General features: G+C 57.3%; 20 protein-coding genes. 11 read left to right on the top strand and 9 right to left on the bottom strand.

Annotated elements, in window-relative coordinates; genetic code table 11:
• Nucleotides 1–84: 84 nt before the first annotated feature.
• On the bottom strand, nt 85–666 hold the full coding sequence (locus tag I5L79_RS07205; RefSeq protein ID WP_196954346.1) for an RNA polymerase sigma-70 factor: 582 nt from the start codon (nt 664–666) through the stop codon (nt 85–87).
• A gap of 115 nt (nt 667–781) precedes the next feature.
• Between I5L79_RS07205 and I5L79_RS07200 the strand changes: the two genes are divergently transcribed.
• Nucleotides 782–1216 carry a copper resistance protein NlpE gene (locus I5L79_RS07200; RefSeq protein ID WP_196954345.1) on the top strand — a complete coding sequence of 145 codons (435 nt, stop codon included), beginning with the start codon at nt 782–784 and terminating at the stop codon, nt 1214–1216.
• On the opposite strand, the gene I5L79_RS07195 is transcribed toward I5L79_RS07200, so the two are convergent.
• A complete protein-coding gene (locus tag I5L79_RS07195) occupies nt 1217–2518 on the bottom strand; it encodes an MFS transporter (protein ID WP_196954344.1) in 1302 nt (433 codons plus the stop codon).
• Between the two features lie 143 nt (nt 2519–2661).
• Here I5L79_RS07195 and I5L79_RS07190 point away from each other — a divergent pair, with 143 nt between their 5' ends.
• The 4 genes from I5L79_RS07190 (at nt 2662) to nth (ending at nt 5108) form a co-directional block, all read left to right on the top strand.
• A complete protein-coding gene (locus I5L79_RS07190) occupies nt 2662–3219 on the top strand; it encodes a DUF6799 domain-containing protein (protein ID WP_196954343.1) in 558 nt (185 codons plus the stop codon).
• 262 nt (nt 3220–3481) lie between these two features.
• Complete coding sequence (locus I5L79_RS07185) at nt 3482–4117, top strand: RNA polymerase sigma factor (RefSeq protein ID WP_196954342.1); 636 nt, start codon at nt 3482–3484, stop codon at nt 4115–4117.
• Nucleotides 4056–4286, top strand: coding sequence for an anti-sigma factor (locus I5L79_RS07180; protein ID WP_231402897.1), 231 nt, complete (start codon nt 4056–4058; stop codon nt 4284–4286). The genes I5L79_RS07185 and I5L79_RS07180 overlap by 62 nt, the downstream gene beginning before the upstream one ends.
• 120 nt (nt 4287–4406) lie before the next feature.
• Nucleotides 4407–5108 carry an endonuclease III gene (nth, locus tag I5L79_RS07175; RefSeq protein WP_196954341.1) on the top strand — a complete coding sequence of 234 codons (702 nt, stop codon included), beginning with the start codon at nt 4407–4409 and terminating at the stop codon, nt 5106–5108.
• Between the two features lie 58 nt (nt 5109–5166).
• Here the strand turns inward: nth and I5L79_RS07170 are convergent, their stop codons facing one another.
• Nucleotides 5167–6369: a glycosyltransferase family 4 protein gene (locus tag I5L79_RS07170; protein WP_196954340.1), complete on the bottom strand. Its 1203-nt coding sequence runs from the start codon at nt 6367–6369 to the stop codon at nt 5167–5169.
• 69 nt (nt 6370–6438) lie between these two features.
• Nucleotides 6439–7446 (bottom strand): gliding motility lipoprotein GldB, encoded by a 1008-nt coding sequence (gldB, locus tag I5L79_RS07165; protein WP_231402896.1) that lies wholly within the window; start codon nt 7444–7446, stop codon nt 6439–6441.
• Between the two features lie 106 nt (nt 7447–7552).
• On the opposite strand from gldB, the gene I5L79_RS07160 reads away from it, so the two are divergent.
• The gene (locus tag I5L79_RS07160) at nt 7553–8230 is read left to right on the top strand and encodes a porin family protein (protein WP_196954339.1); all 678 of its coding nucleotides are present in this window, start codon (nt 7553–7555) and stop codon (nt 8228–8230) included.
• A 131-nt stretch (nt 8231–8361) separates the two neighbouring features.
• Here I5L79_RS07160 and I5L79_RS07155 read toward each other — a convergent pair whose 3' ends face one another.
• The 3 genes from I5L79_RS07155 to I5L79_RS07145 form a co-directional block, all read right to left on the bottom strand.
• Nucleotides 8362–9969 carry an Rne/Rng family ribonuclease gene (locus I5L79_RS07155; protein WP_196954338.1) on the bottom strand — a complete coding sequence of 536 codons (1608 nt, stop codon included), beginning with the start codon at nt 9967–9969 and terminating at the stop codon, nt 8362–8364.
• 333 nt (nt 9970–10302) lie between these two features.
• The gene (locus I5L79_RS07150) at nt 10303–11190 is read right to left on the bottom strand and encodes a tetratricopeptide repeat protein (RefSeq protein ID WP_231402894.1); all 888 of its coding nucleotides are present in this window, start codon (nt 11188–11190) and stop codon (nt 10303–10305) included.
• A gap of 75 nt (nt 11191–11265) precedes the next feature.
• Nucleotides 11266–11571: an HU family DNA-binding protein gene (locus I5L79_RS07145; protein WP_196954337.1), complete on the bottom strand. Its 306-nt coding sequence runs from the start codon at nt 11569–11571 to the stop codon at nt 11266–11268.
• Nucleotides 11572–11763: 192 nt separating this feature from the next.
• Here I5L79_RS07145 and mutY point away from each other — a divergent pair, with 192 nt between their 5' ends.
• The 4 genes from mutY to recG all read left to right on the top strand — a co-directional run bounded on the left by mutY (nt 11764) and on the right by recG (nt 16268).
• The gene (mutY, locus tag I5L79_RS07140; RefSeq protein ID WP_231402892.1) at nt 11764–12843 is read left to right on the top strand and encodes an A/G-specific adenine glycosylase; all 1080 of its coding nucleotides are present in this window, start codon (nt 11764–11766) and stop codon (nt 12841–12843) included.
• 101 nt (nt 12844–12944) lie between these two features.
• On the top strand, nt 12945–13373 hold the full coding sequence (locus I5L79_RS07135) for a single-stranded DNA-binding protein (protein ID WP_196954336.1): 429 nt from the start codon (nt 12945–12947) through the stop codon (nt 13371–13373).
• Nucleotides 13374–13483: 110 nt separating this feature from the next.
• A complete protein-coding gene (gene gldD, locus I5L79_RS07130; RefSeq protein WP_196954335.1) occupies nt 13484–14077 on the top strand; it encodes a gliding motility lipoprotein GldD in 594 nt (197 codons plus the stop codon).
• A 91-nt stretch (nt 14078–14168) separates the two neighbouring features.
• On the top strand, nt 14169–16268 hold the full coding sequence (gene recG, locus I5L79_RS07125; protein WP_196954334.1) for an ATP-dependent DNA helicase RecG: 2100 nt from the start codon (nt 14169–14171) through the stop codon (nt 16266–16268).
• A gap of 57 nt (nt 16269–16325) precedes the next feature.
• On the opposite strand, the gene I5L79_RS07120 is transcribed toward recG, so the two are convergent.
• A complete protein-coding gene (locus tag I5L79_RS07120; RefSeq protein ID WP_196954333.1) occupies nt 16326–16469 on the bottom strand; it encodes a hypothetical protein in 144 nt (47 codons plus the stop codon).
• 449 nt (nt 16470–16918) lie between these two features.
• Between I5L79_RS07120 and I5L79_RS07115 the strand changes: the two genes are divergently transcribed.
• A complete protein-coding gene (locus I5L79_RS07115) occupies nt 16919–18373 on the top strand; it encodes a hypothetical protein (RefSeq protein WP_196954332.1) in 1455 nt (484 codons plus the stop codon).
• Nucleotides 18374–18485: 112 nt separating this feature from the next.
• Here I5L79_RS07115 and I5L79_RS07110 read toward each other — a convergent pair whose 3' ends face one another.
• Nucleotides 18486–20273, bottom strand: a complete 1788-nt coding sequence (locus I5L79_RS07110; RefSeq protein WP_196954331.1) for an acyl-CoA dehydrogenase family protein — start codon at nt 20271–20273, stop codon at nt 18486–18488.
• Nucleotides 20274–20450: the final 177 nt, after the last annotated feature.

The following is a 20450-nucleotide window of genomic DNA, read 5'->3' as shown; positions in this document are numbered from 1 at the left end:
GGTCAGCAAGGCCCGTTGGGGTCCGGTTGTTGGTTGAATTTCTCAGCTAACTCACCGGCCTCAACGGGCCTTTATTGGTCACGGCTAAAACAGCCAGCTGTATAGGTTACGCAGAACGCCGCTTAGCTGCTGACGCAGCACCCGCAGGGCTTTGCCCATCTGATTTTCCACGGTTTTCGGCGAAATTTCCAGCGTTTCGGCTATCTGCTGGTAAGTCATTTCCTCGTAGCGGCTTAGCATAAACACGGCCCGGCACTGCGGCGGCAAGGCAGCCAGCGCCGCTTCTATCGACTCAGTTGCTTCCTGGTGGTGCAATTCCTCGTCGGCGCTCTGCCCGAGGGGTTCCGCATTGCCGGTGGCTTCGTCCCAGGCTACCTGCCGCTTGCCCCGCTCCACGTAGCGCAAAGCCGCGTTCAGAGCTGCCCGGTAGAGGTAGGCCCGGTAGGTTGTGGTAATGACAAGCGTTTCCCGGCTTTGCCATACGCGCGCAAACACATCCTGCAACAAATCCTCCGTGGCCTCCCGGTCCTGCACTACGCGCTGAATCACCTGCCCCAGGGGCCGGTAAAACTCCCGGAACAGCACTTCCATAAATGCGGCCTCGTTGGTACTGCGCAGCTGCGCCAACCGGGTTTCAAGCGCGTCGGAAGAAAGGGCTGCAGCCATGCGTATGAAGGCGAATCGCGGCCTAAAGCTACAGGTTTCGGCGCGTTTCTGCGGCCGGATTTTGACCCTTCGCACGGCGTCTGTCGTATAGCGGGCATCTTACTGCTTTCTGCTTATGCCTCGCTCCTCTACCTCTGCCGCCGTAGCGGCGCTGTTGCTGTTTGCCGCCTGCCAGGGTCGTGAAAACCCGTACGGTACCGGCCCAGAGAATCCGGCCGCCGAAAAAGAGGCACCGCCCGTGGCTCAGCGCCTGGCCGGTACCTACACCGATACCATTCCCTGCGCCGACTGCCGCGGCATCCTCACCAATCTGCAGCTGAATGCCGACAGCACTTACGTGCTGCGGGAAACCTACCTCGATAAGCAGCCTGCGCCAACCGCGCAACGCGGCAACTGGCGCCTGCGCGGGCAGGTACTCACGCTGCCGCCCAGCGGCACCCATCCCGGCCGCAGCTACCTGGTAGAAACCAGCAGCCAGCTTTTGTTGCTGGATGGCAGCGGCAAGCCCATCCGGGACGCCAACCTCGACTATTCGCTGGAGCGGCAGTAATCAGGCGGTCGGAGCAGGCTCAGCGGGTTTGGTGGGCGTCATGTCCAGCTCGCGCAGCTTGTTGGCGCGCCAGGCCGTCACCATGACTACCAGTATCGTCATCGAGCCCCCGAAAACCACCGAGGCCGCCGTGCCCAGCCACTTGGCCATAGCGCCCGACTCAAAGGCCCCAATTTCGTTGCTGGAGCCGATGAAGATGTTATTAACAGCCGACACGCGCCCTTTCATGTGCTCCGGCGTGAAGGTGTGCAGCAGCGTGGAGCGCACAATCACCGATACGGAGTCGAACACGCCGGTGAGGAACAGCAGCACCAGGGAAAGCCAGAAGTTGCGCGACAGGGCAAAGCAGATGGTAGCCAGCCCAAAGCCGCCCACGGCCCACAGCAGCTTGCGGCCGGCGTGGCGCCGCAGCGGGAAGTAGGTAAGCAGCACCGCCATCAGCACCGAGCCCACGGCCGGCGCGGCCTCCAGGTGACCCAGCCCGGCGGCCCCCACCTTCAGAATATCTTCGGCGAAAACCGGCAGCAGCGCCACCGCCCCCCCAAACAGCACGGCAAACAAATCCAGGGAAAGCGCCGCCAGCACCAGCTGATTGGAAAAAATAAACTGCAGGCCCGTGAGAATACTCTCGCGGAAATCGAGCCGGGCGCCAACCTGCGCGGGCAGGGGCCGCGACGCAATACTGCCGAACATCAAAAGTGTCAGCAGCAGTAGCACGGTAGATACCGTGTAGGCGCTGGCTACGCCCAGGTGCGCAATGAGGTAGCCCCCGATTACCGGCCCCAGCACCGAAGAGCCTTGCCAGGTGGTGCTGTTCCAGGTAATGGCGTTGGCCAGCTTTTCGCGGTCGGGAAGCAGCTGCGGCATAAACGAAAACAAGGCCGGTCCCAGAAAACCCCGTGCAATGCCACTCACGAAGATGACGGCGTAAATAGGCAGTGTGCCAAGTCGGCCGTCTTTTAGCAGCTCCAGGCCGTAGGGCGAGGCCAGCAGCGCCAGCGCCCCGGCACATAGCAGCAGCACCGCCACCGCCGACATAATGATGTTCTTGCGCCTGACGGAATCGGCCAGGTGCCCGGCGTACAGGGAGACGGCAATGCTCGGAATAGCTTCCGTCAGGCCAATCAGCCCCAGCTTCCATGGGTCACCGGTAAGCTTGAACAGCTGCCAGCTCACGACCAGCCCCTGGATGCGGGTAGCAATAACGAACAGCGCGCGGGCACTGATAAACCGCCGGAACTCCGGCAGGCGAAGCGCAGCGTAAGGGTCGTGGCCCGGGCGGGCAGCGGCAGGGTCGGGCATAGGGCAAGGCGGGCGTAGGCCACAAAGGTAGGGCCTGCCCCATGGCCTCACCAGCCCGACAATGGCAAATCGACTTCTTGACCGCAATTGCGTAGTAGGCTGGCATCCCGGTTTCATTGCCCACCTCCTACCGTCTGGTTTCTATGTCACGCCTCCTCTACATTTCCCTATTTCTGGCAGCTCTGGGCGCTACGCCCGCGCATGCTCAAACCACCGCGCCCGCCAATGTTGGCGTGAAAACGGCTCTGAAGGATGGAGCCTTCCGTCGCCAGGGCACCATGATGCGCATCCAAAGCGGCAAAATCTCCCGTCTGACTGCTCCCCTCAAGCTCACCAATGGTACCATCGTGCACCCCGATGGACGCATCGTAGGTAAAAATGGCACCCAGCAGCTCCCCAATGGCCGCGCCATCAATATGCAGGGCGATATTGTGGGCCTGAGCGACGATATGCTGACAGCCGACGCCATTCAGCAGCTGGATGAGATGGTGACGGGCTACAAAGGCACGACGATAGCCATGCCCAACGCCGTGCCTGCCGATGCGGCCAAGGCCCTTGCACGCCTGGAACGCAAGGCCGCGTTGGTGCAGCAGTTCACGGAAAAGCTGGCGGAGCGTACCGCCCAGGCCGTACCGGTATCGGAAGAAGCTACCCGCATCAACGCGGAGCTCAGCGCGCTGGAAGCCCGCCAGAAACCTTGATTCTGGTGCTCTTAGTTAGCTTTAGCGCCAAGTGAGCAGCTCTGTTATGGAGTGCCCAGCCCTTTTTAACGCCCGATTAGCGGACTTCGTGAAGAAGGCGTGAAAAAAAGTTTGGTTTTGGGCCCGGCCGGTATTGTGTTTGGTCAGCCGGTTTTCTACATTTGGTCAGGAGGTTGCTCCAATCCCCAAATTTTATACCCCTTCTTCTCCCTTAGCTGCGCAATATGGCCTAAAGCTCTACGTTCCCTTACCCGTAGCCTTTATGGAAACCATGCAGCCGAGCGACTCCGCGTTGATTTCGCTCTACATCAACGGACAAGAAGATGCCTTTGCCCTCTTGCTGGCCCGGCACAAAAGCCGTGTATTTACCACCATCATGCTGATCGTGCGGGACACCGACGTGGCCGATGATCTGCTGCAGGATACCTTTATCAAGGCTATTCACACCATGAAAAGCGGCCGCTACAACGAGGAAGGCAAGTTCTCGTCGTGGATCTGCCGTATTGCCCACAATCTGGCCATTGATTTCTTTCGCAAGGAAAAGCGCAGCCCCCTGCAGAACCTGGATACGTCCAGCCACGCCTTCAACGCGCTTTCCTTTGCGGAAGAGGGTGCAGAGGCCGCTTTCACCCGCGAAGAAACCTATGCCCGTCTGCGGGAGTTAATACAAGACCTGCCGCCCGCGCAAAAGGAAGTACTCATCATGCGTCATTACGGCGAGATGAGCTTCCAGGAAATTGCCGACGCGACGGGGGTGAGCATCAACACGGCGCTGGGCCGGATGCGCTACGCGCTGATCAACCTGCGGAAAATGATGTCCGCGCAACCCGAACTCTATGATCAAAACCTTTACCCACGAGAAGCTCCTCCGGTACGTGTACAACGAATTGCCGGCTGACGAACAAAGCGAAATCGAACAGGCCCTGGTGCACGACGCCGACCTGGCCGCCAAATGCGCTGACTTGCTGCTGGCCCAGCGCGCCCTCAACTCGCTGCAACAGAACCCGCGCCCTGATACCACGCAGGCCATCCTGCAGTATTCGCGCACGTTTCTGAAGGCCGGCTAGGCTGCCCTTCTTTCCTCCGGCATCTGATACCTGTATACTTCCTGGCTGCCGCCGGGGTATGCTGGTATTGGATGCCATTTTTTTGGCCGAACTTGCGGGCTCCCGTTGCCCCGTTGCGTTATGCGTAAAGCCGAGCGTTTCCAGCGTTTTCTGGAATACTTTACCACCCACTTTCCCGAGCCCGAAACGGAGCTGCAGTACGGCAGCCCCTACGAGCTGATTGTGTCCGTAGTCCTGAGTGCCCAGTGCACCGACAAGCGCGTGAATCAGATAACTCCGGAGCTTTTCCGGCAATTCCCCACGCCCGCTCACCTGGCCGCCGCCACCGCCGACGACATTTTCCCGCTGATTCGGAGTGTATCGTACCCCAACAACAAAGCCAAGCACCTGGCGGGGCTGGGCCGGCTGTTGGTTGAGGAGTTCAACTCCGAAGTACCCAGCAACCTGGAAGACCTGCAGCGCCTGCCCGGCGTAGGCCGCAAGACGGCCAACGTGGTGATGTCGGTGATTTACAACCAGCCGGCTATGGCCGTGGATACGCACGTGTTCCGGGTTTCGCACCGGTTGGGACTCGTGAGCAAAGCCGCCAAAACACCGCTAGCTGTGGAGAAAGAGCTGGTGCGCTACATTCCAACAGAGCTTATCCCCAAGGCACATCATTGGCTGATTCTGCACGGCCGCTACATTTGCGTGGCGCGCACGCCTAAGTGTGCCGTGTGCCCGCTTACTTCTATCTGTGCCTACTACGCCCGGCAGATAGCACCTTTGCTGGAAAATTTACCGAGCTTGCCATCAGCACCTGAACTGCCACCTCAGGCCTGAAAACGAGGATTATGCAAGCTTTTGAGTTTATCTTAGTATAAAATCAGTACTAGTGAGTCTATAATCCCCTGGCTCGTTCCAATACTTCTTGCACCACTGCAGCAATCTGTTGCCGGTCAAAATACTTTACTGCTACTTGCCGACCGCGCTGGCCCGCTGCCTGAAGCTGCTGCGGATTATTCAGCAGCATCTGTAGTTGTTGCGCCAGCCGTACCGGCTCCGAAGCGGGTACGTACCATCCAACCTGTTCCTTTTCCACTAGCTCCCGTGTCCAGCCCTTGTTAGTGACGATGACGGGCGTACCCACCGCGAGACTGTCGTAAAACTTGGCCGGGGAATTGGCGTCCAGCACCGGCAGCGCCAGAAATGATGCCACTGATACCTCCGCCAGCTTAAACCAGGCAAACACCGCGTGGCGGGGCTGTGGGGCCACGAGCCGGATGCCCTGGCACCGCGCCGCCGCTTCCCGTACCAGCGGCTCGTGGTAGCCGTGCCCCATAAACAGCCAGCACACGCTGGCATCCTGGGCAAAGAGCTGCTCAGCGGCTTCCAGCAGGGTGGGAATATCGTTGGCGCGCCCAAACGTACCGGCGTAGAGGAGCACGCGCCGACCGGTTAGTCCATGTTGCTCCCGTAGGGCCCATACCGATTCTGCGGTTGCGCGGGCCGCCAGGTCCAGATCAGTGCCGTTGAGTACAGTGGTAACTTTTTTCGGCGCAATACCGACCTGCTCCACGTAGCGCGTCATATCCGGGGACAATGGAAGTATGTGTCGTGCCGACTGGTACAGGCTTTTTTCCAATGCATACAGCCCGCGTTGCGCCAGCTTGCTCGGTACGGCGCCCATGGCAATAGGAAAGGAAGGCCACAAGTCCTGTACTTCAAACACCCAGGGAACCCGCCGTAAGCGCGCCACCTGCGCCGCTGCCCAGGCTGCCGTGAGTGGCGTACTGATGCCCCAGATAACGTCGGGCTTCTTTATTCGCAGGCCCTCGCGCACAGCATAGGCAGCATACTGCCCAAACGACACGATGCGCCGCGCGACGCCCATCCGGTTCTCATAGGGCACGTCGGCCGCGCGCATTTCCACGCCGGCTGGCAGCCACGGAAACTCGTGTGTCAGCCGTTGCCGCTCCCAGGTGCTGGTGGTAATCAGCGTGACGCGGTGCGTGCGCGCAATATGCTCCAGCAGGGCATAGTGCCGACTGGTAGCCGGGCAGTCGGGGTTGGTGTGGTACTGGCTGAAGACGGCAATATGCACAGCAGATTACTTCTGAATTATGAATTCCTCTTCGCTATGCCTATCCATCCAGTCCGCATCATTTTGAGGCTACTTCTTGCGCGGGCGGTACTTCGACTGCGTGAGGATGCGCTGGGCATCCTGCTCGGCCATCAGCTGGCGTAGCGTCACGTTGGGGTGCTCAGCCATGTACTTGCGCACGATCTGCCAGCCCAGCCACGTACCGATGCGGCCCGGCGCGGCGCGGTCGATTTCGGGCGTATTGGGCCGCTCGCCCACATATTTCTGAATAACGAACGGCGTGGTATTGTACAGCAGGTTCTTTTCGATGAAATGCCCCCATACTTTGCCTTCATTGAACTCCAGCCCCTCCAGTTCCCGGCCGGTGTAGCCAATCAGCAGTGAATCGGGGGTGCAGGGCAGGATTTTTTCGGCGAAGTACAAGGCCTTGCCAAACTGCACCATCTCACTCAGCATCGTGGGATTGGTGCGCGGGCGCTGGTTGTACTTGCTCGATACGGCCAGCACCACGGTGGGCAGCAGGTGCGCCGGCGTGTAGCGGCGCAGAATATACTCAGGCACGTTGGGCCGGTAGCTCGCCTTGGGGCCCACAAAGAAATCCAGCCCCAGCACCAGCAGGCTGTCGTTCACGAACACATCCTGGCTCAGGCCGCTCACAAACAGATTGACGGGCGGCACCCGGAAATCCGGAAACTCGTAGCGCACGTGCTGAAACGCCTGGTGCAGCTGCTGGCGCAGGGCGGCCGTGTCCTGGAAAGCCGCTTCGGTTTCGCGTCCCAGCTTCTGCAGGCCCGCATTAGTGGCCAGCTGCGTGAGGCGCTGGGCCAATACATTATCCGAAGGAAACTGCCGACGCTGCAGAAACTGGTTGGCAAAGCCGGGGTGCGCCTGCAAGAACTGCTGCGCATCGGTGGGGTTCTTTATTTGAAAGAAGGGCTTAATCAGGCTTTCCAGATGCACCGGGGCAGCCACGCGGGCAACTTCAGGGTTCTGCTCGCAGGTTTGCTTGTCGCGGCCGCAGCTGGCCAGGCCCGCCAGCAGCCCTACGCTCAGCGCCATTTGGAATACTGCCCGCATACAAATTCGTTTAAGGTTCACGTTTCTATCTTTGAGGCGAAATTAGCCAAAACCGAACGCCTCAACGTAGGCGCTAGTATCTGACCCTTCATTTCTTCGCTGCTTTATGAAAAAACTCTTTCTAGCACTACTGGCCGTGGGCGTTTCGGCCTCGGCGGCTTCGGCTCAGGTTGAAATCGGCCTGCGCCTTTCGCCCGCTGTTACCTCTCTGCGCGCCGATGGCTCGGCCAATAAATTCGAGGGCAAGTCGAAAGTCAGCCTCGGGGGCGGCCTGGTGGTCGATTATTTCTTTGGCGAAAACTACGCCTTTAGCACCGGCATCGACCTGGTAGGCAAAGGCGGCAAGCTCACGTACACGGACAAAGATCCTAATACTCAAGCCACTCTTCAGCAAGAGCTAAAAATCGGCGCGCAATATTTGCAGGTGCCGCTTACCATCAAGCTGTTCACCAACGATATTGCCACCGATACCAAGCTATATTTCCAGCTGGGCGGCTATTTAGGCGCCAACATCGGCACCCGCATTGATGGTGAAAAGGAATTTACCGACCCCGGTTCCGGTGAAACCTTCAAGAGCAACAAATTTCTGCTGATTCCTGATGCCGGTGTGCTGGCGGGCTTCGGCACCGAATACCAGGTTGGCCAAAGCACCAAGGTATTTGCCGGCCTGCGCTACCAGCGCGGTTTGCCCAACATCGACAACTATTTTGAGGACGAGCGGAGCTTCAGCAACGTTGTTATCAAAAACAGTGAGTTCGTCTTAGACTTGGGTATGAAATTCTAAGTGGTTGACTTGGCAGCATAATTAGCCAGTCCATATAATCTGCCATAAACAGATAACGCCCGCGTTGCTTAAAGCAGCGCGGGCGTTTCTTCTACTTGTTCAGGCGGAGTTTCGCAGAAAACGGCCGTCAATTAATCAATAATTTCCACTTCGCGGTCCTGCAGGCGGCTCATGGCCGCCGCTGCCGAGTGCAGCTCGATTTCCTCGCCGTACTCGTCCTCGATGCGGTATTCGGTAATGCCGAGGGAAGTGTCTTTCATCACTTTCACCCATTTGTAGTACTTCAGGTACCACTTCATCTGGCGGCTCACCAGCCCTTTGGTGTAGTAAGCGTGCAGGAAGGGATGTACGTTCAGCGTGACGCCCGACTGGTTTTGAGTTACCAGCAGGTCTTCAATGCTGTTGTCGATTTCATCCGTTACCAGGATGGAGGCCGAAATCTTGCCCGTGCCGCCGCAGGTGGGGCACACCTCACCGGTCACGATGCTTTCGGCGGGCCGCACGCGCTGCCGCGTGATTTGCAGCAGCCCGAACTTAGTGATAGGCAGCACGGTGAAGCGAGCCTTGTCGTGCTTCATCACGTCCTTCACCACATCCTCCACCTTTTTGCGGCTCTCGGCCGACTTCATATCAATGAAATCGACCACGATGATGCCGCCCATGTCGCGCAGGCGCAGCTGCCGGGCTATTTCTTTGGCTGCCAGCATGTTCACCATTAGAGCCGTGGCTTCCTGGTCGCCTTCCTGGTTGCTTTTGTTGCCCGAGTTTACGTCTACTACGTGCAAAGCTTCAGTGTGCTCAATCACGAGGTAGCCGCCGCCAGGCACGGTCACGGTCTTGCCAAACAGCGACTTGAGCTGCTTCTCGATGCCGTGGTGCTCAAACACCTTCACTTTGCCGCTGTGGAGCTTGAGCAGGCCTACTTTATCGGGGGCAATCTTCTGCAGGTAGCTCCGCATCTCCTCGTACATCGGGGGCGAATCCACGATGATAGAGTCGAAGCTCTCATTCAGCATGTCGCGCAGCATGGAACTGCTCCGGCCCAGCTCGCCCAACACTTTATCGTTGGGCTTGGCTTTGCGCAGCGTCTGAAACAACTGATTCCAGTTGTCTACCATGCTTTGCATGTCTTTGTCGAGCTCCGCTACTTCCCGGCCTTCGGCCACGGTACGGATGATGACGCCAAAGTTGTCGGGCTTGATGGAGGCAATGAGGCGCTTGAGACGCTCCCGCTCCGTGCGGCTCACGATTTTCTTTGAGACGCTGATGGTATTGGAAAAAGGAACCAGTACGAGGTAGCGGCCGGCCATGGAAATATCCGTGGACAGGCGTGGGCCCTTGGTCGAAATCGGTTCCTTGATGATCTGAACCAGCAGCTGCTGGCTCTTCTTCAGGGTGTCGGCAATCTTGCCAACCTTGTCGAGCTGCCCGTCAAACTGAAAGGTTTTGAGCGGTCCAACGGCAATTTTCTGCGAATGCACACCTTTCACCCACTTGTTGAGCGAGGGGAAATTCTCCCCTAGGTCTCCGTAGTGCAGAAAGGCGTCTTTTTGATACCCGATGTCAATGAACGCGGCGTTCAGACCGGGCATAACTTTCTTGACCGTGCCCAGGAAGATGTCACCAACCGAGTAGTTGGTGTCGTTGCGGTCGAAATGATATTCGATGAGCCGCTTGTCCTGTAGCAGGGCAATCCGTTCTCCGTCCTGAGTAGAATTAATGATTAATTCGTTACTCAATGGATTAAGCGGTTAGGAAGCACCCACAAGTGCGTGGCGGAGCCAGCGGCCCGGAAACCCGCAAAGGGAAGCCGGTGCATCAGAGCACCAGCTTCCCTTCCAGGCCACGGGGAAAGCGCAGAATCAGCCACTCTCGGGGATACTAAATGAGAGATAGACGAATGCTTGGTCGGCCGCCGGTAGCGGCTACATTCGCCAGCAAACCCCGAAAGGCTTACTTCTTCTTGTGACGGTTCTTGCGCAGACGCTTCTTGCGTTTGTGGGTAGCAATCTTATGACGCTTTCTTTTTTTACCGCAGGGCATGGGTTAAAAGGGTTAGGTTGAAGAAATGATTATTGCAGCTTCTGCAATTCCTGATCGACCGATGCCGACAAGGCCGGATCGGTGCTGTTTTGTTTTAGTTGGGTGAAGACCTTGCGCGCCTCGGCCCGGTTCTCCGTCTGCGCCAGGGAAACCCCGAGGTAGAACTGGCCGCTTTCGTTTTCGGGGTGATATTTCACCAGCTCCCGGAAACGCTCCACGGCTTTTTCGGCCTGGTTGCTCTGCAACGACAGCACGCCCAGGTTGTAGAGCGCCTTTTCGTTGCGGGGGTCAGTAGCCAGCACCTCGCGCAGGAGCACTACGCCTTGTACGGGGTTTTCGCTGGCCATGTACGCCATTCCCAGGTTGGTTTTGGCGTCCAGGTTGTCGGGGTTGTTTTTCAGCACCCGCTCGTATAACTCCCGGGCTTTGGCACTGAGCGTTTTGGCCCGCTCCTCAGTAGCTGCAAAGCTGAACGCCTCGAAGTACTGATCTGCTGCTTTTTTCCATGCCTGCTCGCCGGGCCGGGCTACGGCTACTTGCTCGTAGTAGTAGCCTGCGCTGTCGAACTTGGTTACCGCCGCGTACTTAGCCGCCAGCTCCGACGCCAGCTGCAGCTTGGTGCTGGCATTGGCGGCGGTGTAGCGGGCGCGCAGCTTAGCCAGCTCTTTCTGCTGGGTTGGCGTGGCGCTCATGTGTGGCTTTTCGGCGGAAGCACCCGCAGGAGCAGCACCCTCTACGGAAGCCGTGGAAGGAGCTGCAGCGCCCTGGTCACGGTTGGCCGTACGGGCCGCCGTCTGGGCTAGTTCCCCTTTGCCTTCCTTGGGCTTCACAATGCCTTTGGGCAGGGCAAACAGGGCACCCACAACCGCCAGCGCGACGAGAACCAAAAGAAGTTGATGCGAGGAAGTACGGGTCATTCGGAGAAAAAAGCAGGCCGCCCGGCTTTCATGGAAAACCCAGCGGCGCTGCCACAATGTTACGAAGAAACGAACTTAGGCCTGAGCCAGTTCTTTGATCTTCTTGCTGTTTTTGATCTTGCCGATGAAGGTTTTCGACGGCTTGAAGCTGGGGATGAAGTGCTCGTCGATGATAATCGACGTGTTTTTCGAGATGTTGCGGGCCACTTTCTTCGCGCGTTTTTTGTTCACGAAAGAGCCGAAGCCGCGCACGTAAATGTTGTTGCCTTCGGCCATCGAATCCTTCACGACTTTGAAGAAAGCCTCTACGGTAGCCGAAACGTCTGCTTTCTCGATGCCGGTCTTGTCGGCAATTTCGGCAATTACTTCTGCTTTAGTCACGCTGGTAAGTGTACTATGGGGTGAAAAAAATTGGGGTCTGATTCCCCGGAGCCAAACGTAAGCCTTTGCCCGATAGGCGGTTCGCTTACGAATTGGGGCCACAAAGGTAGTCCCCTTTTTTTGTTTTACAAACGTTTTCGCCTAAACCATTCGGGCATCTGCCTTTCCGACAACCCTTTCTGCTTCAACTTCTTGTCTGTATCCACTTCTCTACCGCCTTCGTCCTTTTTTGCTAATGCCCTGTTGGGGTGGTACCCACGCCACCGCCGCGACCTGCCCTGGCGCCATACCCGCGACCCGTACGCCATCTGGCTGTCGGAGGTAATTCTGCAGCAAACTCGGGTTAAGCAGGGCCTCCCCTACTACCTCGACTTCATCAGCACTTACCCTACCGTGCACGATCTGGCCACCGCGCCGGAGGATGAAGTGCTACGCCACTGGCAGGGCCTGGGCTACTACTCCCGGGCCCGCAACATGCACCACACGGCCCGGCAGGTGGTGCAGGAATATGACGGCCGTTTTCCGGGCTCCTACGCCGGACTGCTGAAGCTGCGCGGCGTGGGCCAGTACACGGCCGCCGCCATTGCCTCCTTTGCCTACGATGAGCCGGTGGCCGTGCTGGATGGGAACGTATACCGGGTGCTGGCGCGGGTGTTCGGCCTTACGGCCGATATTGCGGCACCTGCCAGCCGTAAGATATTCCAGCAGCTGGCCGATACGCTCATTCCGGCCGGGCAACCCGCCGAGTTCAACCAGGCAGTGATGGAGTTCGGGGCCCTGCAGTGCACGCCTGCCAAGCCTGACTGCCTGTTCTGCCCGCTGCAAAGCCAGTGCTTTGCGTTTCAGCACGGCATGGTGCACGAGCTACCCGTGAAAAGTAAGGCCAAAGCAACCCGCACGCGCCACTTTCACTACCTGGTGCTGCGCCACAACGATACCGTGTACATGCGCAAGCGTACCGGTAAAGACATCTGGCAGGGCTTGTACGATTTCGCCTTGCTGGAAACTGATTCCTCGGAGGTGGCGGCTACGGCAGTAGTAGCACATGTGGAACAGATGGGCGGCCAGCTAGCCCCCAACCGCGCCGAGGAGCCTAGCGCCACGTTTCGCCACGTGCTCAGCCACCAGAAACTGGAAGCACGCTTTCACCCGTTGTGGCTGCAGGCACCGCTGGCTGCCGAGCATCTGGCAGCATCGGGGTTGCAGCCGTTCACGCTGGCCGAAGTGGAGAATCTGCCCAAGCCAGTGCTAATTACTAATTTTTTTAGCTGATATTTTAAGCTAATTTCTTTGGTATTTTGTTTTCGCTATAGTATCTTTAATACCAGAAAGCATTCCTGTATTTACTCTCTTAACTTTCTACAGATCAGAACATGGCAGGCATCAACAAAGTAATCCTGATTGGCAACCTGGGCAAAGACCCGGAAGTACGTCACCTGGAAGGCGGCGCCAGCGTAGCCCACTTCACGCTGGCCACCAACGACCATTATAAAGACAAGCAAGGCAACCGCGTAGAGCGCACTGAGTGGCATAACATCACGGCCTGGCGCGGGCTGGCCGAAATGGCGGAGAAGTACCTCAAAAAGGGCCACCAGGTGTACATTGAGGGCAAGCTGCGCACCCGCCAGTATCAGGACAAGGACAACCAGACCCGCTATATCACCGAAATTGTGGCTGATGAAATTACCATGCTCGGTGGGCGTCCTTCCGGCTCCGACGGCCCGGCAGCCCCCGAGCAGGCGGTTGCCGTGGCTCCTGTCACTTTCCGACAGGAGCCGGAGTTGGACCAGCTGCCGTTCTAATATTTTCACTCTTTCTTCCTGATAGAGCCCTGGCACGTGGCCGGGGCTTTTTGCGTTATAGGGTACAGTGCCCGGCAGTGGTTACCTTTGGTAGGTAAATGCATTTCTGAATGTCTGTTTTCTCCTTTTTCCGGGCTGCGTTGATTGCCGGCCTCACGCTGATGCTGGCTGGCTGCTTGTCGGCGCCCGAGTACACGCCCAAGCCCAAGGGCTACAACCGCATCGACCTGCCGCCGCACCGCTACCAGCAGCTGGCACCGGGCCACCCGTACACGTTTGAGTACTCGCGCTACGCTAAAATCCTGCGGGACTCCTCCTACCTGGCGCAACCGCACTGGATAAACGTGTACTACCCCTCGTTGCGAGCCAACGTGCAGATTACCTACACCAACGTGCAGCAGAACCCCAAGCTATACAACAAGATGCTGGAAGACGCCCGTAAGCTCACCAGCAAGCACGAAATCAAGGCGTCGGCCATCGATGAAACCGTGCTGAAAACACCCAGTGGCGTGCGGGTTTCGGTGTTTGAGCTGAGCGGTGAAGTACCCAGCCAATTTCAGTTTTACACCACCGACAGCACCCGGCACTTCTTCCGCGGGGCGCTGTACTTCCGCACTGCCACCGCCAACGACTCCCTCGCCCCGGTCATCGACTACGTGAAGACGGACATCGTGCGGCTGCTGAATACGCTGAAATATCAATAGGTCAAATTGTTGAATGGCTGAATAGTTGGCTGTTGATCACACCTCTCCGCAGCCGACCATTCAGCCATCTGGCTATTCAACCATTTATTCCTTGAGTACTTTCTTTCAGACCAAGATTGAATATCTGCGCGGTGTGGGCCTGCAACGGGCTCAGCTGCTGCAAAAAGAGCTGGGACTGTTCACGTACGGGGACCTGATCCAGCGCTACCCTTTCCGCTACCTCGACCGCACGCAGTTCTACAACATCTGCGACCTGCACGACGATCTGCCCTACGTGCAGATAAAAGGCATTTTGCGCAACCGCGAAGTGCTAGGCGAAGGCCCCAAAAAGCGCATGGTAGCCAAAATAGCCGATGCTAGCGGGGAAATGGAAGTCGTGTGGTTTAAAGGGGTAAACTACCTGGAGAAAATCATCAAGAACCACCAGGAATACATTGTCTTTGGCAAACCCACCATGTTCAACGGGCGGCCGCAGATGGCTCACCCTGAGTTGGAGGAAGTAACCGAGCAGAAGCCTGGCCAGAGCTTTTTGCAGCCCGTCTACAATACCACCGAGAAGCTCAAGAACTACCACCGCGTCGACAGCAAGGCCATTGCCCGCATGGTGGCCGACTTGCTGAAGATTGCGCTGCCGCAGGTAAACGAAACGCTGTCGACCGACCTGATCCGGCAATATGGGCTGATGGACAAAGCCACGGCGCTCCAGCAGATTCACTTTCCGCAGAGCACTGAGTTGCTGCAGGCCGCGCGCTTCCGGCTGAAGTTTGAGGAGCTGTTTTACGTGCAGCTTAAGCTGCTGCGCCAGCGCGACCAGCGGAAGGTAGAGCTGGCCGGGCAGATATTCCGGGAAGTGCCTTCCCTGGTACACTTCTACAAGAACGTGATGCCCTTCGACCTCACCGGGGCCCAGAAGCGCGTTATTCACGACATCTACAAGGACTTCTGCTCGGGCAAGCAAATGAACCGCCTACTCCAGGGCGACGTAGGGTCGGGCAAGACCATTGTGGCCTTCATCAGCATGCTCATGGCGGCCGACAATGGTGCCCAGAGCTGCCTGATGGCGCCCACCGAAATTCTGGCTGACCAACATTATGTGGGCCTGAAGCAGTATGCCGACCTGCTGGGGCTGAAGATTGGCCTGCTTACGGGCTCAACCCGCACGGCCGCGCGCCGCGTGTTGCACGAGCAGCTGCGCTCCGGCGAAATGCACATGCTGGTGGGCACCCATGCCCTGCTCGAAGATGTGGTGCAGTTCCGCAACCTCGGCCTTACCATCATGGACGAGCAGCACCGATTCGGCGTGGCCCAGCGCTCCAAGCTCTGGCAGAAAAATCCACACGTTATTCCGCACGTGCTGGTAATGACGGCCACGCCCATCCCGCGCACCCTGGCCATGACGCTCTACGGTGACCTGGATGTGTCCGTCATCGACGAGCTGCCGGCCGGCCGCAAGCCCATCGTTACGGTGCACCGCTTCGACTCCAACCGCCTGAAAGTGTTTCAGTTTCTGCGCGACCAGATCAACTTGGGCCGGCAGGTCTACATCGTGTACCCGCTCATCGAAGAAAGCGAAGCCATGGCCGACTACAAGGACCTCATGGATGGGTACGAAAGCATTGCCCGCGCTTTTCCGGAGTTCCAGATCAGCATTGTACACGGCCGCATGACGTCCGGCGAGAAAGATGCCGAGATGCAGCGCTTTATTGAGCGCAAAACCCAGATTATGGTTGCTACTACCGTTATCGAAGTGGGAGTGAATGTGCCCAATGCGTCGGTAATGGTGATTGAAAGCACCGAGCGGTTTGGCCTCTCGCAGCTGCACCAGCTGCGCGGTCGTGTAGGCCGGGGTGCCGAGCAGAGCTACTGCATTCTGATGAGCGGCTACAAGCTCAGCAAAGACTCCCGTACCCGCATCGAGACGATGGTGCGCACCAATAACGGCTTCGAAATTGCCGACATCGACCTGAAGCTGCGCGGCCCCGGCGACCTGATGGGCACGCAGCAAAGCGGCGTGCTGGATCTGCTCATTGCCGACTTAGCCAAAGACGGTCGTATCCTGACGGAAAGCCGCGCCGCAGCGCAACAGCTCCTGCTCGAAGACCCCGAACTAGCCAAGCCCGACAACCAGCCCATCCGGCGTCATATCGAGAGTCTGCCGGCTACCGCCGTCAATTGGAGCCGCATCAGCTAGATACCTATATAGCTGAATAGGCATAAAAAAAGCGGAACAACTGTCCGCTTATTGCTTTTACTCGATGCTCATTACCGCTGAGGTGGTGGCTATAGGCGCCGCTCCCGGTACCTGTCGGATGCCGTTGGGGTGGGTACTTACCTGCTGCACCAGAAACGGCAGCGCCTGGGCTACCGGCTGAGGCTTGCGAACAGCCGTCACGGGCTGTTCTGATGTTCTTACGAAACGGCCAGCAACAATAAGTACGAAAAGGAGAAAGGTCTTAAGTAAAAACTTCATAGTAACAGTACCACGGTTGTGTGGCGGCTTTTGTGCAAAAATTGAGCCAAAACTCATTGGCTCCTTAGTAAATTGGTGTTCGGGTTGGCGGAGTAGCGCGGAGGAGGTTATACAACTTACACAATCTGAGGTAGATTTTATCTACATGATTATGGCAATTATACAAAAACAGGCAAAAACACAAGGCAAAGTAAGCTGATTTGCAGCATAAAGACCTTCAAAGCGGCATTATGAAAGAATGAACTTTTTTTCTGCAAACTGTAGCTTACTACGATAAGCCGGGTCGTTTACGGTAGTAAGGCCAGAGTTGATACCTTTGAACAGGACTTTTTTCCGGTTTTTTCCCTTTTTCCCGCTAACTCACTCCTTCCGTGCATTTTATCCTGAAATATATTGGAGCCGCTCTAATTCTGGTGGGTCTTCTGCAAACAGCACCCGCGCTTGCCCAGAGTGTAAAGAAGACCGCGTTCAGCTACTTGCCGGAGCAAACCGACGACCGCTACAACCAGCGGGTGCCGCGCAAAACGCTGCCCATACCTGGCACCACCGACTTTGTAGTGCTAGGCCACAAGTCAGCTTCGGAGTACACCGTTGAGCGGTATGATATAGAGCTAAAGAAGGTGTGGACGGCCACTATTCCCATAGCGACGGGCGAAAGCATAGAAACCTTTGCTGCTAATCCAACCCAGGCCCTGGTAGTCGTCCATCATAAGGATGACGCCGCTCAGTACCTGGCCGTAGTGCCCGTAGAGCTGAGTACCGGCCAGAAAGGGGGCGCTAAAAAGCTGATGGACGCTGCCCCCCGCGACCGGCGGCCCGGCATAGCTGTTTCGCCCGATGGCAAGCGCCTGCTGGCTTTCCGCTACCTGACCCGTGGGGTGCAGATTCGCGCTATCAGCGCGACGCTCTACGATCAGCAACTCGCCAAAATCAAGGACCGCACTTACGATTTCCATGACCTAGGAGACTTCTTTTCGCCGGCAGTGCACGTGGCCAACGACGGCACCCAGTATGTGACGCTGGTAAGCGACGGAATGAAGAAAATAGCTGTACGCCGCTACCGCCTCGATTCCAACGATGTGCAGGTAATGGCCGTGGCCGTTGGTGGTACGTTCGGTGGCAAGGTGGTAAACGTGTTCGATACCAAGTTCACGATGCAGCCAAACGGCGTCATCTTTGGCGCGGCTATCTGCACGGAACGCGAAACCGGCCAGTACTACAGCCTCAAGCTCATCAAGTTCGACCCCACCCAGGGCGGCGACTTGAAATTTGCCCCTGAGTTCCGCTTCACGCCCGAATACCTGGCCGAGGTAAACAAGGCCAGCCAAACCAACGCCAAGCGCCTTGAGGACGTGTATCTGTCGGACATCGTCTTCACCCCCGATAGTGCCTTGGTGGTCATGGCCGAGAAGAAGTACGAAGAAGGCGGCGACAACTCCCCTACTCACGCCCGCGAGCTGCACTTGTTTGGCTACAACCAGTTCCAGACACCCACCTGGCACAGCATCATCGCCAAGGACCAGGTTGCGTCACCCGCCGAGGGTTTCGCCGGTATAGGTTACCGGGTAGCTGCTTTTGGCAATGAGTTGCAGATTGTCACCCAGGAGAAGCTCAAGAATAAGTCAGACCTCTACCTACGCCGGGTAAATGCCCGCACCGGGGTGGTCACGGAGCCAAAGAAGTTGGGACTGAACGTAGCCTCGGACCAAAGCCTGGCTTACGTGAAAGATTTTACCACCTGGCTCGATGCCAAAACTATCATCGGGGTGAGCCGCCCCAACAAGAAGTCGGCGGCCCTGATGCTGAATAAGATTGTGATAAAGTAAACCACGGATCCGCGCGGATTTTGTGGACGATTAAACCAAACAAGAAGGCCTCGTGAAAACGAGGCCTTCTTGTTTGGTTTAATCGTCCACAAAATCCGCGCGAATACGTGGTTTAGTAGGTGTACTCGTTGGCCGCAATCATGTGGTCAGCAATGCGCCGACGCGCCTCCTTGGCGTTGTAGAGGTCGGCTTTGGTAAAGCGCTTCAGGCCCATGGCCAGCAGACGCTGCTCGTCGCCCTCAGTCATGGTGCCGATGGCGTCTTTGCCAAACTTGTTTACTTGGTCTACGGTGTCATAGAGGTACACACGAGCAATGTCGATCTGCGTCGAAACGGCTTCTTCACCTTTGGTAGCGGCTTCCTTCTCCACGCGCAGCAGGGTGCTTTCGGCAGTGTAAACCTTGATGGCCATGTCGGCAATGTTCATCAGTACTTCCTGCTCTTTGGCGAGCGAGTTCATGTACTTCTGCACGGCCGTACCAGCTACCATCAGAATGGCCTTCTTCAGCTTAGCAATGGTTTTCTTTTCAGCAGCAAACAGGCCGGTTTCTTCCTCCAGGTTGAAGTCTGGAATGGCCATCAGCTCCTGTTGCACGGCCTGGGCCGGGCCCATCAGGTCCAGTTCGCCCTTCATGGCCTTCTTCAGGATCATGTCGACGGCCAGCATGCGGTTGATTTCGTTGGTGCCTTCGAAGATACGATTGATGCGCGAATCCCGGTAGGCGCGGTCCATGGGGTAGTCGGCTGAGAAGCCGTAACCGCCGTAGATTTGCACGCCTTCATCCACCACGTAGTCCAGCACTTCCGAGCCTTCTACTTTCAGGATGGCGCACTCCACGGCAAACTCGCGGGCGGCTCCCAGTAGGGCTTCGTTGTGGCTCTGGCCTTTGCTGAGCAATTCCTGCTCCATGCGGTAGATGTCCATGCCAGCGCGGTAGATAGCCGATTCCACGGCGTAGATGCGCACAGCCTGCTGAGCCAGCTTATACTTGATAGCACCGAACTTGCTGATGGGCAGCTTGAACTGCACCCGCTCGTTGGCGTATTTCACGCTCAGCGTGGCAGCCATTTTGGTAGCTCCTAAGCAAGCGGCGGCCAGCTTGATGCGACCGATGTTCAGGATGTTGAAGGCAATGAGGTGGCCTTTGCCAATTTCGCCCAGCACCGCCGACTTCGGTACTTTCACGTCGGACAGGAAGACCTGGCGCGTGGAGGAGCCCTTGATGCCCATCTTGTGCTCCTCGTTGCCGAGGCTCAGACCGGGCGTGTTTTTCTCCACGATGAAGCCGGTGAACTTGTCACCATCCACCTGGGCAAACACGATGAATACGTCAGCGAAGCCGCCGTTGGTAATCCACATTTTCTGGCCGTTGAGCACATAATGCTCGCCGTCCTCGGTAGGCATAGCCTTGGTTTTGGCGCCCAGGGCGTCGGAACCGGAGCCAGGCTCGGTTAGGCAGTAAGCCCCCATCAGCTGACCATTGGTAAGGCCGGGCAGGTACTTGGCCTTTTGCTCCTCATTGCCGAAGTACAGAATGGGCAGCATGGCAATGCCCGTGTGGGCCGCGAAAGCTACCGGGAACGAGTGACCACCACCCACGCCCTCGGTCACGCGCAGCGACGTGGGGAAGTCCATGTCCAACCCGCCGTACTGCTCGGGAATGCTCACCCCAAACAAACCCAGCTCGCCAGCCTTTTCCATCAGGCCACGCATAAGGCCTTCCTCGTGATTATCGAGGCGGTCCAGCAGGGGCATTACTTCCTTATCCACGAAGTCCAGAGCAGTCTGGTGCATCATGTTCTGCTCCTCCGAAAAATCGGCGGGCGTGAATACATCCTGGGCGTCGGTTTCCTTGATGATAAACTCGCCGCCTTTCACAAGTTGGTTGGTTACTTCCATGACCGGGTGAGGTGAAATTGAGTGGGAAATATTAAAGTCAAAAAGAAGAACTACTCGGCTTACCTACTATTTACCGGCATGCAAGCCCCGTTGTTCTGTCGTACCGAAAGATACAAAAATTTGTTATGCTTGCCGACTACTTCCCAAAAAGAAAACCTCGAATGGTTCGAGGTTTTC

Origin of the sequence: Hymenobacter guriensis, assembly GCF_015773195.1 — a bacterium.
Classification (GTDB): domain Bacteria; phylum Bacteroidota; class Bacteroidia; order Cytophagales; family Hymenobacteraceae; genus Hymenobacter; species Hymenobacter guriensis.
The sequence above is the reverse complement of the archived record's forward strand: the minus strand, read 5'-3'. Positions and strand labels throughout refer to the sequence as shown.

Excerpts from the sequence above, each read along its gene's own strand:
- I5L79_RS07205 (WP_196954346.1), bottom strand. The coding sequence starts at position 666 with ATGGCTGCAGCCCTTTCTTCCGACGCGCTTGAAACCCGGTTGGCGCAG.
- I5L79_RS07200 (WP_196954345.1), top strand. The coding sequence starts at position 782 with ATGCCTCGCTCCTCTACCTCTGCCGCCGTAGCGGCGCTGTTGCTGTTT.
- I5L79_RS07195 (WP_196954344.1), bottom strand. The coding sequence starts at position 2,518 with ATGCCCGACCCTGCCGCTGCCCGCCCGGGCCACGACCCTTACGCTGCG.
- I5L79_RS07190 (WP_196954343.1), top strand. The coding sequence starts at position 2,662 with ATGTCACGCCTCCTCTACATTTCCCTATTTCTGGCAGCTCTGGGCGCT.
- I5L79_RS07185 (WP_196954342.1), top strand. The coding sequence starts at position 3,482 with ATGGAAACCATGCAGCCGAGCGACTCCGCGTTGATTTCGCTCTACATC.
- I5L79_RS07180 (WP_231402897.1), top strand. The coding sequence starts at position 4,056 with ATGATCAAAACCTTTACCCACGAGAAGCTCCTCCGGTACGTGTACAAC.
- nth (WP_196954341.1), top strand. The coding sequence starts at position 4,407 with ATGCGTAAAGCCGAGCGTTTCCAGCGTTTTCTGGAATACTTTACCACC.
- gldB (WP_231402896.1), bottom strand. The coding sequence starts at position 7,446 with ATGCGGGCAGTATTCCAAATGGCGCTGAGCGTAGGGCTGCTGGCGGGC.
- I5L79_RS07160 (WP_196954339.1), top strand. The coding sequence starts at position 7,553 with ATGAAAAAACTCTTTCTAGCACTACTGGCCGTGGGCGTTTCGGCCTCG.
- I5L79_RS07150 (WP_231402894.1), bottom strand. The coding sequence starts at position 11,190 with ATGACCCGTACTTCCTCGCATCAACTTCTTTTGGTTCTCGTCGCGCTG.
- I5L79_RS07135 (WP_196954336.1), top strand. The coding sequence starts at position 12,945 with ATGGCAGGCATCAACAAAGTAATCCTGATTGGCAACCTGGGCAAAGAC.
- gldD (WP_196954335.1), top strand. The coding sequence starts at position 13,484 with ATGTCTGTTTTCTCCTTTTTCCGGGCTGCGTTGATTGCCGGCCTCACG.
- I5L79_RS07110 (WP_196954331.1), bottom strand. The coding sequence starts at position 20,273 with ATGGAAGTAACCAACCAACTTGTGAAAGGCGGCGAGTTTATCATCAAG.